The sequence below is a fragment of the Xenorhabdus sp. KJ12.1 genome (assembly GCF_963876495.1).
GTDB classification, from domain to species: Bacteria; Pseudomonadota; Gammaproteobacteria; order Enterobacterales; family Enterobacteriaceae; genus Xenorhabdus; species Xenorhabdus stockiae.
Map to the genome: position 1 here is coordinate 1 of NZ_CAWNQH010000066.1, position 18,016 is coordinate 18,016.

Genomic DNA, 18,016 nt, shown 5'->3' on the forward strand with positions numbered 1-18,016 from the left:
AACTGCTCAGTAATGTGAAAAAATTCTTGAAAAAATCTGCAAATAGACTCTTTCAGAGAAAGTAAATCGAGTGTCTCACTATTATGAAAAGTTATTTAGTAATGATTGCTCCTTCGCCCGCTATTGCAGCTTGTATAGAATGAGTTTCATCAGTGAATCGTGCTCCATGAACAATTTCCAATTGTTTGGGACCAAAACAGGAACGCCAGATATCCCAGTCTGGAGATGGTTGTGGAATACGACGGCCATCAGTATGAATCAAAGGTACATTATGAAGATCTTCCAGTGATTTTATTTTGAAAGTTGGGCTAGCGGCCAAAACAAACTCATCCTCCAAAATTATATGGATATTTAAAGTATCTCTGGGTGGATAACCATAGCGAATAGCCATATCGATTCCGGTAGCGTCTAAATCAACAGGACAATCATCTGCATGTAGCCGCAGATCAATATCTGGAAATTGATGACGTATTTCAGCCAGATGAGGAATCAACCAACAAGTAATAAATGCTGTAGTCGTAGTTAGGGTAAAAGGTGAAGAGCTATGTAACAACCTCATTTCATTAATAGCAGATTGGAGTAATAAAAATACCTGACTCGTGGCTTTTTGTAATATTTTTCCTTCCTCAGTCAAAGCAACATAACGTGGCGAACGTTTAAGAACACATATCGCTAACTGCTCCTCAAGCAGCCGTATTTGATGACTAATAGCTGTAGGAGATACATTTAATTCTTCCGCTGCTAATTTAAAACTTTTTAAACGAGCAACAGCATCAAAAGCACGTAGAGTTCCCAAAGGTGGTAATCGTCTTTGCATATTAAGTTATTCTCATCTTTTGCTGAAAATAATGACCTTGATGGTATCAGATTTATAATGATATTTTCTTATCTATTCGAAAATATCAATGATAAAAATTCATGTTTGGCGGAAATATATGATGATAAAAAAAACTGTAAAAGAATTACGTTTAGTTGTAATGACTGAGAATTTTGACGAAGCACTTTCTTTCTATCGTGACATCCTAGGACTAAATGAAATCAACTCAGTCCCTCCAGATAATGGGAAAGTTGCCATATTAGAAGCAGGGAAGGCAACTCTTGAACTTGTAGAACCTTCTACTGCTAATTATATCGATAAAATTGAGGTCGGTAGAAAAGCATCAGGCCGGATACGAGTAGCATTTGAAGTTGATGATGTTATTGAAACAACATCTCTTTTGCAAAAATCTGGGGCAGAGGTCATTGGATCCCCACGCCAAACGCCATTTCACTCTATTAACAGCCGATTAGAAGCTCCGGCAGGGCTTCAAATTACGTTATTCCAGCGAAATTAATTTTACAGATTAATATTTACAACAAGGAGATGGTATTAACTGTGGTGGTGGCGGTATCGTTATTGATGAAAATAGCATGAATATTGGGTACTATCCTTAAATTGGTTAATCAGATAATGACGTATAATTCTCTGATTAGCCAAATCATGAAACAAAAATGTATGGATATATAAAATGATAAAGTATGCCCTAAAATCTATTATATTTACTTTGGTAATATCAATCCCTTATTCTCATGCAAATCAAAACCAAATCGAAGTAATCAACAATCCTGTTTTAAAAATATCTGAAAATTATAGCCGCACTAGCCCTAGTGATAATCTTCTTATAGAGGAGTGCAAAAAATGGAATTTAAACAAAAAAGTCATAGATAAAATTTTTAAAATAAGCGAGCAATATGAACATTCCCCCTATCGGGAGTTTTACCAAACTCCCTGCGATATAGTTGGCAGAGCGAAATTAAACAACGAAATATGGGACTTTCATATCAATGGTGGTGGGATAACCACGTTTACCAATGATAACAAAATTATTTACCTAGGGTGTAACACTAAAGAGTGCGAACCTTTTTTTATAATACCTTATGATGGAATGGTTCCATAAACAATACCGAAATAAATAACCAACAGCCCGTTTAACCTATATGCTTTCCAGTGAAACGGGTTTTCATACCAGTAAAATCAGAATATTAAGTTTCATTTGACAATTAATAAAAAATACATATAAAAATGACATAACCTATAAACAAAATACATTAATTCTTAGGTGAATTAAAATTCCTGAAACAATAAATTTAAGTAATATGAAAATTATTATATTTTCAATTTAGTAGAATAAAATGTGATCCAAAACTCAAACAACGTATCTTTTCATATTCAAAATTCTGAAATCTGACTAGGATGGGCTGGTTATTACTTCACTCTATGAATTATCTCATCATAAAAGTAATCATTCTGTTAGTACCTATTTCCGTTATTTACTACTCCTGCCATAGAAAGGAGAAAAGGCATGAAGAAAAAATCAATAAATCAAAAGGATGTTGATAATCTTATTAGATTAGTCGGAGGGCAGGAGAATATTGCCTCCGTAACCCACTGTATCACCAGGCTCAGATTTGTTCTTAATACCCCGGAAAACGCTGATGCTAAGGCCATTGAAGAGTTACCCATGGTGAAAGGCTGTTTCACTAATGCCGGGCAATTTCAGGTCGTCATCGGAACGAATGTCGATATTTATTATAAAGCCCTGCTTGCCGCAACCGGTAAACAGTCAGCAAATAAAGAAGAAGTTAAGCAGGCTGCACGACAAAATATGAAATGGTATGAAAATGCAATTTCACATTTTGCTGAGATCTTCTTTCCATTATTGCCAGCCCTTATCAGCGGCGGTCTGATATTAGGCCTTCGAAATCTGATCGGCGGCATTCCATTTAGTGACGGAAAACCCCTTGCCGATATATATCCAATCTGGCAAACCATCTATGATTTCCTCTGGCTTATCGGTGAAGCCATATTTTTCTATCTCCCTGTCGGGATCTGCTGGTCTGCCGTTAAAAAAATGGGTGGAACCCCCATTCTGGGGATTATTCTGGGGATCACACTAGTCTCCCCACAATTAATGAATGCCTATCAACTTGGGCAACAAATCCCCGAAGTCTGGAATTTCGGTTGGTTTACCATCTCCAAAGTAGGTTATCAGGCACAGGTTATTCCTTCTCTGATGGCTGGGTTAGCCTTAGGCTGGATTGAAATACGCCTGAAGAAACTGGTGCCGGATTATCTTTATCTGGTGGTTGTTCCGGTTGTTTCCCTGCTGCTGGCCGTTTTCCTTGCCCATGCAATTATCGGCCCGATTGGGCGTTCAATCGGTGATGGTGTGGCCTGGTGCGTCAAAGGGCTGATGACCGGCAGTTTTGCACCAATCGGTGCTGCCTTATTTGGCTTCTTCTATGCTCCTCTGGTGATTACCGGTGTACATCAGACAACGCTGGCGATTGACCTGCAAATGATCCAAAGCACGGGCGGAACCCCTATCTGGCCGATTATTGCCCTGTCTAATATTGCTCAGGGTTCCGCAGTTATCGGTATCATCTGGGCAAGCAAAAAACAAAATGAGCGTGAGCTTTCCGTTCCTGCGGCAATTTCAGCCTACCTCGGCGTTACTGAACCAGCCATGTATGGTATTAACCTGAAATATCGTTACCCGATGTTCTGCGCGATGATTGGAACGAGTCTGGCTGGCTTGCTATGTGGGTTGAACCACGTGACTTCCAATGGTATCGGGGTCGGAGGTATACCGGGTATTCTGTCCATCAAACCTCAATTCTGGATGATCTACCTTCTCGCTATGCTGATTGTGATTATTGTACCAATGACACTGACTGTTCTGATGTATCGCAGGAACGAACGCAAAGAAGAATTGATCAACAATGAAGCCGCGGGTTAATAGGATATAGTTTTATAAGGTATTGTTATGACTGAACAACAACCGTGGTGGTTAGACAGCGCTATCTACCAGATTTATCCAAAGAGTTTTCAGGATAGTACAGGAAATGGTACTGGTGATATTAACGGGATCACCCAACGTCTGGATTATTTACAGCACCTCGGAGTAGGTGCTATCTGGATCACCCCTATTTATCCCTCTCCACAGGTGGATAATGGTTATGATGTTGCCGACTACTGCGCAATTAACCCTGAATATGGCACGATGGAAGATTTTGATAATTTGGTGGAGAATGCCCATCGCCGTGGTATTCGCATCATTTTAGATATGGTTTTCAACCATACTTCAACGGAACATCCGTGGTTTAAAGCCGCGCAGGACGCCAATAATCCTTACCGTCAGTTTTACATCTGGAAAGAGGGTGGCGGGCAGGATAATCCCCCTAATAACTGGAAATCCAAGTTTGGCGGCAACGCGTGGCAATGGCACGCAGCGAGCCAACAGTATTACCTCCACCTGTTTGCCGCCGAACAGGCTGATCTGAACTGGGAACATGAACCCGTTCGTGCTGAGCTAAAAAAAGTCTGTGAATTCTGGGCTGACCGTGGTGTTGATGGACTGCGGCTGGATGTCATTAATCTTGTCTCAAAACAGCAGGACTACCCTGACGATGATCGTGGTGATGGGCGCCGTTTTTATACCGATGGCCCACGGATACACGAGTTTTTACAGGAAATGAGCCGTGATGTTTTCCAGCCTAAAGCGTTAATGACTGTTGGTGAAATGTCTTCCACGAGCCTTGAACATTGTATTCGTTATAGCTCACTGGATGGGAATGCACTCTCCATGACATTCAATTTTCATCACCTGAAAGTTGATTACCCGAATGGGGAAAAATGGACACATGCAAAACCAGATTATATTGAACTGAAAAAGATCTTCTCGGTCTGGCAGCAAGGGATGCATCAGAAAGCATGGAATGCTCTTTTCTGGTGTAATCACGATCAGCCCCGCATTGTTTCCCGATTCGGGGATGAAAAACAGCACCATAAAGCATCCGCCAAAATGTTAGCCATGATGCTACACGGAATGCAGGGAACACCTTATATCTATCAAGGTGAAGAGCTTGGTATGACCAATCCTCACTTTAAATGCATTGAAGAATATCGGGATATTGAAAGCCTGAATATGTATCAGGAACGCATTGAACAAGGTATGTCTTCAGAAGAAATACTGACAATTCTGGCGCAAAAATCCCGTGATAATAGCCGAACGCCAATGCAATGGGATGACACTGACAATGCTGGGTTTACCTCTGGTACTCCGTGGATAGCGACCAGCGATAATTACCGTGAAATCAATGCAGAATCCGTATTACAGGACAAAGATTCTGTATTCTACTGCTATCAGGATTTAATTCAGTTAAGAAAAACACAGCCCATACTGACTTATGGTGATTATCTGGATCTTTTGCCTGAGCACCCTTCTCTGTGGTGCTACCTGCGACGTTGGCAGGATCAGACTTTACTGGTTATTGCCAATCTTAGTGACGAAACACAGCTTTGGTCACCAGAGCCTGAACTTACACAAAAAGAATGGCAGGTATTAATCAGTAATTATCCATCACCCGTCACCGTGGAAAAAGAAATTAAGATCAAACCTTATGAGTCGGTTTATTTAATTTCAACATAGCAATATTTTTTATGTATTTTGATAATACATAATACATTGTTTATATACCACTTAAAACTTCATGCCTCACAGAATAAAAGTGAGGCATGATATAAACAACAAACAGAAATAATAAATAAACCATCATCCTCCCACCAGAAAAAAATAAAATCCCAAATCAAACTTTACCTTTATTAATCCCTGCTATACTTAAATAAAAAAATACAACTATCTATTTTAAAAATCACAGCTTTTTAATTTAAACCTCTTGTTATTATACTAACTTACTCCCTTGTGAGTAATTTTAAAAATCAACACAAATAATAAATAGGAAATCAATATGAAATCATTTAAAATACAAAACATACATACCTTGTCTTTAATTTTATTATTATTTTCTAATTTTTCTTTAGCTCAAAACAACACAACACAATCTTTTCCTAAGCCAGAAAATAATATCAGTAAACCCTCTGTGTTTTCTGCATATTATAATATGCACATTAATAATAAGAGCAAAACTGCCAACGTAAACATTATACGTAAAACGTACACGTGTATGTATGAACCAGGGCCAGAGAATATCTCTTTACCCCCTCAAAACAAAAGAGATTTTAGGTTAGAAGATGATGATAATGTCCTTCATCATTGTAATCGAGAGAAAAAAATAGAAACATGGACTATTGAATATATTAAGCCAGACTCTGAAAAAACAACCTGTAGTGCAACACTACTCACAAAACCTGCCGGAGGAATATTTGCAGGGTGGCTAACCTATCTTACTCCTGAAAAGGGTACAGAATGCGATGTTCCTGTTAAATTTATCTGTGATGGTAATACTGCACATTGTCGGGATGGTTTTTCAAGTCATGATGGAGCACAGTTCACTATGGAAATAACTAATTAAAAAATAGAATTTTCTAATTAGATTCATAGGGGAAAGAAGAATGAAATTACTAAAAAGACATATAGCTTATGCTTTATCTTTAAGTCTGATAATTATTTCTAACTACGCTTTAACAAAAGAAAATATCGTCCAAGGAATTCATAAAACAGAAAATAAAAGTACAACGAGTAAGCCATCTGTATACTCTGCATATTATAACATGTACGTGTTAAATGCCAGTGAGACCGCTGTGGTTAAAATTAAACGTGATCAATATGAATGTATGTATGGTGCCGGGCCAGAAGATGAGTTTACTTTATCTCATTATGAGGAAAAACACTTCAATTTAGAAGATGATGATAATATATTTCATAATTGCAATGCATCAGCTAAATGGGTGACATGGAATATTGAATATGATGCACCAAACGGAGAAAAAAAATATTGTAATGTAAAATTGTTGACTGACTATATCGATATGGAAGATGGATGGAGAACTTATTTTTATCCAACACCGGGAACAAACTGTCAGGTTCCGGTTAACTTTGTTTGTGATGATAGTGAGTCAAATTGTCGTGATGGTTATGTCAGTCATGATTCATCTGTAAATGCTTTGGTGATAACCAAATAATTTATATATGAATTAAGATGATTTATATATAATTGAGTTAGCACATTCTATATATACACTATACGACAAAGATATGGACACAACATAAATATGGCACAGCCTGAAAACCTGTGCCATACTTATTTCGATTACCTATTCGGAGTATCTTGCCATGTATTATGCAAAATATTTAACCTGTCTTGGTATCAGTTGTCTGGTTTTCTCTTCTACCATACAAGCCGAATCTTCCCCAGTTCAACTATCTCAGAATCAGCAAAAATACCTTCAGCAACAAATTGATAAACAAGTTATCGATAAATCAGCACTAAAAGATATAAATAAGTGGTCAGATGCAAAAAAAATCGCTGAATTTATTTGCCGTCCTTTTGCTTTACCGATTATTCAACAACATCACAAAGATGCTGATAAAGTTTTCCTTGGTGATGTATCACCAGATAGCATCAAATTAATGAATTCCTCAGAATTAGTCGGGGCTGGTATGTATCGGACCGATAATGGCTGGAAAGATATTCAGTTTTCCTGCAAGCTCGATGCAACCGGTAAACCACAATCCTTCAATTATGAAGATGCTAAAGTACCCAAATTACCAATGGGGCCGGGGCCTGTCGTTCCTCCGGATAAGGAAGAATAATGCGGTATATGCTGTTTTTATTATTCCTGCTGTCTCCACTCAGCCTAGCTGCCAGCTTTGATTGTGCAAAAGCCAAATCTCCTGATGAAAAGGCAATTTGTGCCAGCCAGAAGTTGAATGATTTGGATGTAGAGATGAGTGTGAAGTATCACTTCCTACACGGATTATTTGCAATGGGTGTATCAGGAGAGATGTATAATAGTCAGCAGGCATGGCTGAAACAGCGTCAGCAATGTGGAGCTAATATATCCTGCCTGACCAATAGTTATCGCCAACGAATTAATCAATTGGATACGCTTTATAACTCAATAGAAAAACCTATCTAAAATCAGATTTATTATTTAATAAATTTTTATTAAGCCAGCATTTAAATTTGCTGGCTTTTTATTTTCCCTGCCACTTAATTTGTTCTGTCATTTAATTTTATTTTTTATTCTTATAACATCACTTCGCAGATCACTGATATAAAAAGAGCATTATTATTCAAAGAAAAATGCGGCTTTTAAATTTAACTCACGATATCTTATCCCCGTCTTTCAACAACAACTCCTTGGGACATCGGTATTACCCAATTACACTAATACTAATAAGGTGCTCATTATGACTAATCCATTATTAGATTTTTCTGGACTACCAAAATTCGCTTCTATTAAAGCAGAACATGTTGTACCCGCGGTGAAAGAAATGCTGACTAAATATCGTCAGGTAATTGAGAAAGTGGTGAACGAAAATAGTCAATTTACCTGGGATAATTTATGTCAGCCAATCTCTGAGGCAAGGAATCAGTTTGAACGCGTCTGGTCTCCTGTATCTCATCTCAATTCTGTCAAAAATACACCAGAATTCCGGGTGGCTTATGAACAATGCCTGCCAATGAATTCTGAGTTCTCAACCTGGATGGGTCAACATAAAGGGTTATATCAGGCTTATAAGTCACTGAAAGAAAGTCCTGAGTTTGAAAAACTGTCTCAACCGCAGCGTAAAGCTGTAGAAGATAAGCTGCTTGATTTCACTCTATCCGGCATTGCATTACCGGAAGAGAAACAAAAACGCTACGGTGAAATCACGGCTCGCTTGTCTGAGCTGAGCGCCCGCTTCGGCAACAATGTGTTGGATGCCACAATGGGATGGACAAAGCTCGTCACTGATGTCTGCGATCTGTCTGGTTTACCTGAAAACATAAAAAGTTCAGCCAAAGCTGCCGCTAAAGCGAAAGACTTAAAAGGCTGGTTACTGACGTTGGATCCGCCAGTCTACAGTGCAGTGATGAGCTATGCCGATGACTGTGAGCTGCGTGAAGAAGTCTATACAGCTTATATGACTCGTGCTTCTGATCAGGGTATGAATGCCTGTAAGTGGGACAATAACCCGATTATGGAAGAAATTCTCGCGCTGCGTCATGAACTTGCTCTGCTGTTAGGCTTTAAAAACTACGCTGAAAATTCTCTCGCAACCAAAATGGCGAAGACAACTAAGGAAGTGCTCGATTTCTTAAACGGTCTGGTTGACCGCGCCCATGAACAGGGTGAAAGAGAGATGGAAGAACTTTGCGAGTTTGCCCAATCCCACTACTGTGTTGATGAGCTGGAAAGCTGGGATGTAAGGTATTACAGCGAAAAACAAAAACAGCACGATTTCTCTTTTGATGAAGAGCAACTGCGTGCTTACTTCCCGGAAAAACGCGCCATTGAAGGGCTGTTCGAAGTTGTTCACCGCATTTATGGCATCACGGCCAAAGAGCGTAACGATGTAGATACCTGGAATTCTGATGTCCGTTTCTTTGAGCTTCATAATGATAAAGGGGAACTGCTTGGTAGTTTCTATATGGATCTCTATGCCCGCGCAGGTAAAAAAGGCGGAGCATGGCAAAGCAGTTATGTTGACAGAATGCGCCTTGCTTCCGGCGAGTTGCAGAAACCCGTTGCTTTCATTAACTGTAACTTCAGTGGGCCTGTAGGCGGTAAACCTGCGCTGTTTACACACTCTGAGGTTTCAACGCTGTTCCACGAATTTGGACATGGTCTGCAAACACTGCTGACGACGATTGAAACTCTGGATGTTGCTGGCACTAACGGCGTACCGTGGGATACCGTAGAGTGCCCGAGCCAGATTATGGAGAACTGGTGTTGGGAAGCGGAAGCACTGGAATTTATCTCAGGTCATTACGAGACAAATGCACCTCTGCCGAAAGAAATGCTGGATAATATGCTGGAAGCGAAAAATTATCAGGCAGCAATGAAGATGCTACGACAATTAGAGTTTGGCCTGTTTGATTTCCGTTTGCATGTTGAATATGACCCGGAAGAAGGGGCACAGATCCTGCCAATACTGGAGTCAGTGAAAGAACATGTTTCCGTCGTTCCGTCATCAGACTGGGAGCGCTTCCCGAACTCTTTCAGCCATATCTTTAATGGTGGCTATGCAGCGGGCTATTACAGCTATATGTGGGCTGATGTACTGGCAGCAGATGCTTATTCACGCTTCTCTGAAGAAGGTATTTTCAACCGCACAACCGGTCAGTCATTCCTTGATGATTATCTGGGGCGCGGTGGTTCAGAAGACCCTCTGACACTGTTTATCCGCTTCCGTGGCCGCGAACCAAAACTGGATGCACTACTGAAAAAGCTAGGCATTACCGGATAATTCTTTGTTTATTATAAGGCGCTGATAGCAGTGCCTTATAATATAGTTATAAATAATATAAAAAAATCGCCAAGTATTATTCTAATATACACAATGGATTTCAAGTTGCATCGCGACGGCAAGGGAACGTGTTCCTAAATAAGCTTTCAAAATAGTAGATCACCTGGAGGGAACTCAGTCCAATTTTTGCGATCTGATTAATCGCCAAATCAAAAAAATCCCAAAATGGACTGAGTGATGCGGATCATAGCACCAATCCCCCGAAGTGAACGACGTCAGATGAAAAAATTTATTCATAAAACCCGCGATAAAGATTATGCCCGCCGACTTATGGCTCTCTTAATGTTACATGAAGGTCAGACCGTTTCTCACATCGCCAGAACCCTTCATTGCTCACGTTCTTCCGTCCATCGTTGGATAAATTGGTTAACATTATATGGGCTGGAAGGATTAAAAAGCTTACCGAGAGGAAGGCCAGCTCGATGGAGTTTAGCCCCGATTTTTAGCTTGCTCTCATTCTTATTATCACACTCCCCGCAAGATTTTGGCTGTTTGCGTTCACGTTGGAGTATTGAACTTATCACTCAGATAATCAATGAATTATTAGGTTTATCACTGTCAAAAAGTACCCTGTATCGTTACTTTTGTCAGGTGGGTATTGTCTGGCGAAGAGCGGCTCCTACCGTCAAAAAGTTTGATCCTGAATATGACGAAAAAATGGCAAAAATCACCGAAGCCTTAGCCAACGTATCAGAGCAACATCCTGTTTTTTATGAAGATGAAGTCGATATCGATCTGAATCCTAAAATCGGGGCAGACTGGTGTCTAAAAGGACAACAGAAACGTGTGATGACGCCGGGGGAAAATCAAAAGCACTACCTTGCAGGCTGCCTTGAGGTACGAACAGGTCAAGTGACCTATGTCTGTGGTATAAAGAAAAACTCTGATTTATTTATCAATATGTTAGATAGAATTAATCGTCAGTATAGCCAAGCCAAAAGTATCACGTTAATTTTGGATAATTATGGTATTCACAAAAGCCAGAGAGTCAGGGAATGGCTAAAACAAAATCCTAAATTTAACCTGTTATTTTTACCGGCCTATTCGCCATGGCTCAATAAGATTGAACGCCTGTGGCAGTCTTTGCATGAAACCGTCACACGGAATCATTGCTGTCAGTATATGTGGCAACTCTTAGCGTGCATTGAAGAATTTATGACCGCCTTTTCATTAGGGCAACAGCCGGGAGTGAAAAAAATGAGTGTATCGTTATTATGAAAGCTTATTTAGGAGCATAGATAACTATGTGACCAAGGTGAGCGAGCTCAGCCAACAAAAAAGCAACTTGAAAGACTAAATGTATAGAGTAAAAGAATAATAATTAATTTTTGGTCATTGCTCAAAAACGTTATAATGGTGTTTTTCATAGTAAGCTTCCTGCCTTAGTTTTACTTTCTGTGGTGAATTTTTTTTAAAGTCCATATAACCGTATTAATACCAATGCTTAAAACATGACTAATATCCCTGACACCAGAACCATGCATCTCCATATTAATCAATTATTCTTTCATACTTGGTTTATGGTCGTTGTAAAGATAGCTAAGTTGGACTGTTCTCTGGCAGGATTGGTGGTAATAATGTGGAAATCCACTTACCTGTGCCATGTTTATATACCGGTTCTATTTATTTAGGCACATTATCAACAAACAACGGCTATCGTGACAATCATTCTCATCACCCTCCTGAAAAATAATAATATAAAATTAACGTTTCAGATCCTCGATTTATAAATTAGCTAAAAATTAAATATAGAATATTAGTTCACAGTTCGCTCATATCAATCAATCTATAAACATACCTTAATAACATTATCAAAATGGCATTTCCTTGCAATTATGGACATAAACGAACTGAAATTAACGAAGATTTTAAATCTCCGGTCGCTACAACTAATATTTTTCACCTCAAAGTGATGCAGTGCATTTATTTTATAAGCTTTTTATTGAAGTTAATAAAATAAATGCACTGCATCATTCACCATAAACCTTAGAGAATTTCCTTCATTGATAAATAAAATCTCACAGTAGCATTATAATCACTTCCTGTATTAGGATCTTTAATTACATCATATAAATTGGTATCAGACACCCCCTGATTATACACATTGCTCCCCCAATATGGATTATACCATGCAACATCGACCCAGTTGTTACCCTGCCCATCGGGTGAATTCTTGTTATCCATAATATTGTATCTAACATGTCCTCCAGTCCCATTCCCAAAAGCATTTGACTGAGTTTCAAATACCCCTTGACTTTTGGCTAAAATAGTACCTGGAGGGTAAAAATCTGTACTCCACTCCCCATTATCTATTCCAACATGATGACGATTCAACCTCAAAGTGAAATTTGTTTCATTTTGTAAAATAACAGTAACACTTCGTGCAGCCATAATAACCCCCTTATTTTAATTAAAATTATTTTTTATATTCTATAAAAGTCACTTTCTATATATTTCCGATTTACCTCCCACAAAAAAGAAAAAAATAGACACAATAACGCCTCTATATACCTTTTCATAATAATTAGAGCATCAGCATTCGGGGTAAGGAATACTCCTATCATTTTGAAAATGATATTTAGTAAAATATTCTAATGAACCAATATACACTCCATTTCTGGAGAGAGGAATAACTTTCACTAAGATCATAAAAGATATAAAAAACACAACTCATCATTAACATATTACTAATTTTGGATTTACCACATTATATTTTAAGCATCTATGTCATGATATTAATTATAATCACAGATGTTGACTATTTCCACTTTTGAACAGATTATTTTAGACATAATTATAAATACCTAATTTATTCACACACCAATGTATTTATTAAAACGTATTCAATATCATGAAAATTAAAAATAACATGTAAAAATCCACAAGTAGGTCTCCATACAAAATGCAAAGTTAATTGTATATGTTTCCTCTGAAATGTGGAATATCTAACAATACGCTGTTAAGGTAATGAATACATTAACGTGAATTGCATGAACTTACCAAAGAACATCCGCATAAACCAACCACAATTGCTGAGGTACTGAAACATGCTCGAAGAAATTTATGCTGAAACACGCCGTTTTCCGATAATTGCTCATGAGTTAGGCATTGATAATGTCGTAGCGACAACAATTGCCCTGCATATGGAGCAAAAATGGCTGGATCTAAAACTATGACATTAGCGGCATACGCAACTAAGCATTGAACTCACGCTATTTTATCCCCATCTATCCTCAATACCCCATAATGGGATATCAGGCTGATAACAGCTTATACCCCTATACAAAGATAAGGCGCTCATTATGACTAACCCGTTACTGACATCTTCAGTATTGCCTAAGTTCGCTGACATTAAACCTGAACATGTCGTTCCTGCCGTAAAAGAAACGCTGGCAAACTACCGTCAGGTCATTGAGAAAATTTTAACTGAGAACTCCGCTTTTACCTGGGATAGTCTGTGCCAGCCGCTTTCTGAAGAGCAAGATAAACTTTCTCGTATGTGGTCGCCAGTCGGGCACCTGAATTCTGTCAAAAATAGCCCAGAGCTTCGTGAAGCCTATGAACAAAGCCTGCCTCTGCTCTCCGAATTCAGCACTTGGCTTGGGCAACATAAAGGGCTATATCAGGCTTATAAGTCACTAAAAGAGAGTGAGACTTTTAATTCACTGTCCCAGCCACAACGCAAGTCTATCGAAGATACTCTGCGTGATTTTGAGTTATCCGGCATTGGCTTACCGGAAGAAAAACAGAAACGCTACGGTGAAATTGCAGCTCGTATGTCAGAGCTTGGTTCCCAGTTCGGCAATAATGTACTGGATGCCACGATGGGCTGGTCTAAGCTCATCACCGACGAAAACGTTCTGGCTGGCTTACCTGAAAGTGCTAAAGCTGCGGCCAAAGCCGCCGCAGAAGCCAAAGAGCAGGAAGGCTGGTTACTGACGCTGAATATGCCAAGCTATCTTCCCATCATGGCGTATGCTGATAACCGTGAACTGCGTCAGGAAATGTATTACGCCTACACGACTCGTGCATCCGATCAAGGGCCGGATGCCGGGAAATGGGATAATAACGCTATTATGGCGGAGATGCTGGCATTGCGTCATGAACTCGCTCAATTGCTGGGTTTCGCAAGCTATGCAGAAAAATCCCTTGCTACCAAAATGGCGAAAGATCCTCAGCAGGTACTCGATTTCCTGAATGATTTGGCTAACCGTGCGCATGGTCAGGGCAAGAAAGAGCTGGAAGAACTGACAAACTTCGCCCGTTCACATTACGGTGTTGATAAGCTGGAAGCCTGGGATGTCACCTACTACAGCGAAAAGCAGAAACAGCATCATTTCTCCATTGATGATGAGCAACTGCGCCCTTATTTCCCTGAACAACGTGCCGTTGAAGGGTTGTTCGAAGTTGTTCGCCGCATTTATGGCATCACCGCCAAAGAGCGCCACGATGTAGAAACCTGGCATTCTGATGTCCGTTTCTTCGAGCTGTATGATGAAAAAGGGGAACTGCGCGGTAGCTTCTATTTAGATCTCTATGCCCGTGAACATAAACGTGGTGGCGCATGGATGGATGACTGTGCCGGCAGAATGCGTTTTGCTTCCGGTGAATTGCAGAAACCAGTTGCTTACCTGACCTGTAATTTCAATAAACCCGTGGGTGACAAACCTGCTCTGTTTACTCACGATGAAGTGATAACGCTGTTCCATGAATTTGGTCACGGCCTGCACCATATGCTGACCGAAATCGAAACACTGGATGTTGCCGGCATTAACGGTGTTCCGTGGGATGCGGTAGAACAACCAAGTCAGTTTATGGAAAACTGGTGCTGGGAGCCGGAAGCACTGGCGTTTATCTCCGGTCATTACGAGACGAATGAACCTCTGCCACAGGAAATGCTGGATAACATGCTGGCAGCGAAGAATTATCAGTCCGCAATGTTTATCCTTCGTCAGCTGGAGTTCGGGCTGTTCGATTTCCGCCTGCATGCTGAATATGATCCGGCAAAAGGCGCTCAAATCCTGCCAACGCTGTACTCCGTGAAAGAACAGGTTTCTGTTGTACCATCACCAGAGTGGAACCGTTTCCCGAACTCTTTCAGCCATATATTTAACGGTGGTTATGCCGCGGGCTATTACAGCTATTTGTGGGCTGACGTGCTGGCAGCAGATTCCTACTCCCGTTTCTCTGAGGAAGGTATTTTCAACCGTACAACTGGCCAGTCATTCCTCGACAATATCCTGTCCCGTGGCGGTTCTGAAGATCCAATGACGCTGTTCGTCCGCTTCCGTGGCCGCGAACCCAAACTGGATGCCATGCTGAAAAGTGCTGGGATCACGGGATAATTTGTGTGGAAACTCGCGTGAAAATTTGTTTGATTTGCGAACAGGGCGCTGATAGCAGCGCCTTATCTCATTTGGCTGAACGCTGGGGTCTGGTACACAATGAAGATTCCGTTATGGCCTTGGTTCTGACTCCTGAGCGGCTGGAGCTACGTAAACGCGATGAGCCGAAGCTAGGCGGAATTTATGTTGATTTCGTGACCGGAACAATGGCGCATCGCCGCCGCTTTGGTGGCGGGCGCGGTGAAGCCGTTGCGAAAGCAGTCGGCATCAAGAAAGATTATTTACCCACAGTCGTTGATGCCACAGCAGGGCTAGGAAGAGATGCTTTTGTTCTGGCCTCAATCGGTTGCCATGTCAGAATGCTGGAGCGCAATCCGGTCGTTGCGGCATTGCTGGATGACGGGCTACAGCGGGGTTATCAGGATGAAGAAATCGGCGAGTGGCTGAAGGAACGCATGACCTTAATCCACGCTTCAAGTATTACCGCCTTGACAGATATCACTCCGCAACCGGATGTGGTTTATCTTGATCCTATGTATCCGCATCGACAAAAAAGTGCTCTGGTCAAAAAAGAAATGCGTGTATTCCAGTCTCTCGTGGGTGCTGATGAAGATGCTGATGCACTGTTAGGACCAGCCCGTGCTCTGGCAAAGCGCCGTGTTGTAGTGAAACGGCCTGATTACGCAGAACCAATGGCAGGAGTGAAAGCATCCGCCGCCATTGCTACCAAAAACCACCGGTTTGATATTTATCCTTGTTGATTACACACCATCTTCATTAAATATATTTATTTTTCAGGTATTCATACCTGAAAAATAAATACGTCACAGTTATGTTTTAAATAAGAAATAAAACAGTATATCAATTGTTACACTGTTGTTTAGCGTTCGTATAAATAACTAACTCTATACTCCGGAAGTCATCACTATTTTAGATATGACATCTCATTTGAAAAATAAGGAGATACCATGAGCAAATTACAACGTGAAATAGCAGAAAATAAATCTCAAATAATCAATTCAGATAAAAATAAAACTCAGCGAAAAGAACTCGTTGATAGTCTATTAGATACAGTTTCCGGTGGCTGGGTGAATGCCTTTGGAAATTGGAGTAAGTCTCTGTAATAATCATAAAATAAATAGGAGAGAAGCGTTTATCTCTCCTATTTATTCATGGAGATGTGATAATGACGATAATAAAGCGAGAGAAGATTAAACATCTTGAAATAATTCTAAAAGTCAGTGAGCGATGCAATATTAATTGTACTTACTGCTATGTATTTAATATGGGCAATACATTGGCTGCTGACAGTGCTCCAATTATATCTCTTGATAATATAGCGGCACTGAGAGGATTCTTTGAACGCTCTGTAATAGAAAACCATATTGAGGTGATTCAGGTAGATTTTCACGGTGGCGAACCACTGATGATGAAAAAAGAACGTTTCAATCAAATGTGTGAGATTCTCCGCGAAGGTAACTATGGTAACTCTCAACTAGTTTTGGCATTACAGACCAACGGTATTCTGATTGATGATGAATGGATTGCTCTTTTTGAAAAACACCAAGTTCATGCAAGCATATCTATAGACGGACCAAAACACATCAATGATAGGCATCGATTAGATCGAAAAGGAAAAAGCACTTACGAAGGAACAGTTAATGGCTTACGTATGCTCCAAAATGCGTGGGCGCAAGGACGTATTCCGGCAGAACCAGGAATTCTCTCTGTGGCAAATGCTAACGCTAATGGAGGAGAAATTTATCATCACTTCTCAAAAGAACTCAAATGCCAGCGTTTCGATTTCCTCATACCTGATGATCAACATGCTGATAGCACTGACGCCGAGGGAATTGGCCGATTCCTCAATGAAGCGCTTGACGCCTGGTTTGCTGACGGTCAACCAAATATTTTTGTCAGGATCTTTAACACATACCTGGGCACAATGCTTAATAGCCAGTTTCACCGTATTATAGGCATAAGTGCCAATGTTGAATCGGTTTATGCTTTCACTGTAACTTCTGATGGTCTGCTCCGTATTGATGACACCCTGCGCTCAACCTCAGATAAAATATTTAATCCCATTGGTCATGTCAGAGAATTAACTCTCTCAAGTGTGCTCAAATCAACTAATGCTAAAGAATATTCTTCACTGAATAGCGAATTACCTGAAGATTGCAATGACTGTATATGGAGTAAAATCTGTCATGGTGGTCGTCTGGTTAACCGTTTTTCACCAACCAATCGCTTTAATAATAAAACCGTTTTCTGTCCATCCATGCGGGTTTTTCTCAGTCGCGCTGCATCACACTTGATTGAAGCTGGTGTTAGTGAAGAAACAATAATAGAAAATATCCAACAATAAAAATAGCG

At 40.1% G+C, this 18,016-nt stretch carries 18 protein-coding genes; 15 read left to right on the plus strand and 3 right to left on the minus strand.

What is annotated here, in order from left to right:
- Positions 1–91: 91 nt before the first annotated feature.
- A complete protein-coding gene (locus tag AACS92_RS09595; protein ID WP_099110996.1) occupies positions 92–817 on the minus strand; it encodes a LysR family transcriptional regulator in 726 nt (241 codons plus the stop codon).
- 118 nt (positions 818–935) lie between these two features.
- Here AACS92_RS09595 and AACS92_RS09600 point away from each other — a divergent pair, with 118 nt between their 5' ends.
- The 10 genes from AACS92_RS09600 (at position 936) to AACS92_RS09645 (ending at position 11,516) form a co-directional block, all read left to right on the plus strand.
- Positions 936–1,334 carry a VOC family protein gene (locus AACS92_RS09600; protein ID WP_241537989.1) on the plus strand — a complete coding sequence of 133 codons (399 nt, stop codon included), beginning with the start codon at positions 936–938 and terminating at the stop codon, positions 1,332–1,334.
- Between the two features lie 174 nt (positions 1,335–1,508).
- Positions 1,509–1,937, plus strand: coding sequence for a hypothetical protein (locus AACS92_RS09605; protein ID WP_099110998.1), 429 nt, complete (start codon positions 1,509–1,511; stop codon positions 1,935–1,937).
- A gap of 405 nt (positions 1,938–2,342) precedes the next feature.
- Complete coding sequence (gene treB, locus AACS92_RS09610) at positions 2,343–3,779, plus strand: PTS trehalose transporter subunit IIBC (protein WP_099110999.1); 1,437 nt, start codon at positions 2,343–2,345, stop codon at positions 3,777–3,779.
- A gap of 27 nt (positions 3,780–3,806) precedes the next feature.
- On the plus strand, positions 3,807–5,471 hold the full coding sequence (gene treC, locus AACS92_RS09615) for an alpha,alpha-phosphotrehalase (RefSeq protein WP_099111000.1): 1,665 nt from the start codon (positions 3,807–3,809) through the stop codon (positions 5,469–5,471).
- Positions 5,472–5,790: 319 nt separating this feature from the next.
- The gene (locus AACS92_RS09620; protein ID WP_099111001.1) at positions 5,791–6,354 is read left to right on the plus strand and encodes a hypothetical protein; all 564 of its coding nucleotides are present in this window, start codon (positions 5,791–5,793) and stop codon (positions 6,352–6,354) included.
- A gap of 40 nt (positions 6,355–6,394) precedes the next feature.
- Positions 6,395–6,964 carry a hypothetical protein gene (locus AACS92_RS09625; RefSeq protein ID WP_099111002.1) on the plus strand — a complete coding sequence of 190 codons (570 nt, stop codon included), beginning with the start codon at positions 6,395–6,397 and terminating at the stop codon, positions 6,962–6,964.
- A gap of 151 nt (positions 6,965–7,115) precedes the next feature.
- Positions 7,116–7,595 (plus strand): hypothetical protein, encoded by a 480-nt coding sequence (locus AACS92_RS09630; RefSeq protein WP_099111003.1) that lies wholly within the window; start codon positions 7,116–7,118, stop codon positions 7,593–7,595.
- A complete protein-coding gene (locus AACS92_RS09635) occupies positions 7,595–7,921 on the plus strand; it encodes a lysozyme inhibitor LprI family protein (RefSeq protein ID WP_099111004.1) in 327 nt (108 codons plus the stop codon). The genes AACS92_RS09630 and AACS92_RS09635 overlap by 1 nt, the downstream gene beginning before the upstream one ends.
- 274 nt (positions 7,922–8,195) lie before the next feature.
- Entirely contained in the window at positions 8,196–10,238 is a 2,043-nt protein-coding gene (gene prlC / locus AACS92_RS09640) for an oligopeptidase A (protein ID WP_099111005.1), read from the plus strand.
- Between the two features lie 237 nt (positions 10,239–10,475).
- Positions 10,476–11,516: an IS630 family transposase gene (locus AACS92_RS09645; protein ID WP_099111006.1), complete on the plus strand. Its 1,041-nt coding sequence runs from the start codon at positions 10,476–10,478 to the stop codon at positions 11,514–11,516.
- A gap of 170 nt (positions 11,517–11,686) precedes the next feature.
- On the opposite strand, the gene AACS92_RS21860 is transcribed toward AACS92_RS09645, so the two are convergent.
- Both AACS92_RS21860 and AACS92_RS09650 read right to left on the minus strand, forming a co-directional pair.
- Positions 11,687–11,788, minus strand: coding sequence for an IS1-like element transposase (locus AACS92_RS21860; protein WP_099111007.1), 102 nt, complete (start codon positions 11,786–11,788; stop codon positions 11,687–11,689).
- A 496-nt stretch (positions 11,789–12,284) separates the two neighbouring features.
- Complete coding sequence (locus tag AACS92_RS09650) at positions 12,285–12,689, minus strand: hypothetical protein (protein WP_099111008.1); 405 nt, start codon at positions 12,687–12,689, stop codon at positions 12,285–12,287.
- A 656-nt stretch (positions 12,690–13,345) separates the two neighbouring features.
- On the opposite strand from AACS92_RS09650, the gene AACS92_RS09655 reads away from it, so the two are divergent.
- The 5 genes from AACS92_RS09655 (at position 13,346) to xyeB (ending at position 18,008) form a co-directional block, all read left to right on the plus strand.
- On the plus strand, positions 13,346–13,474 hold the full coding sequence (locus tag AACS92_RS09655) for a hypothetical protein (RefSeq protein WP_255398521.1): 129 nt from the start codon (positions 13,346–13,348) through the stop codon (positions 13,472–13,474).
- A 126-nt stretch (positions 13,475–13,600) separates the two neighbouring features.
- Positions 13,601–15,643: an oligopeptidase A gene (prlC, locus tag AACS92_RS09660; protein ID WP_099111009.1), complete on the plus strand. Its 2,043-nt coding sequence runs from the start codon at positions 13,601–13,603 to the stop codon at positions 15,641–15,643.
- A gap of 17 nt (positions 15,644–15,660) precedes the next feature.
- Positions 15,661–16,404 (plus strand): 16S rRNA (guanine(1516)-N(2))-methyltransferase RsmJ, encoded by a 744-nt coding sequence (gene rsmJ, locus AACS92_RS09665; RefSeq protein WP_099111010.1) that lies wholly within the window; start codon positions 15,661–15,663, stop codon positions 16,402–16,404.
- A gap of 207 nt (positions 16,405–16,611) precedes the next feature.
- Positions 16,612–16,767, plus strand: a complete 156-nt coding sequence (gene xyeA / locus AACS92_RS09670) for a XyeA family cyclophane-containing RiPP triceptide (protein ID WP_099111011.1) — start codon at positions 16,612–16,614, stop codon at positions 16,765–16,767.
- Positions 16,768–16,829: 62 nt separating this feature from the next.
- Complete coding sequence (gene xyeB / locus AACS92_RS09675) at positions 16,830–18,008, plus strand: cyclophane-forming radical SAM/SPASM peptide maturase XyeB (protein ID WP_099111012.1); 1,179 nt, start codon at positions 16,830–16,832, stop codon at positions 18,006–18,008.
- Positions 18,009–18,016 lie beyond the last annotated feature (8 nt).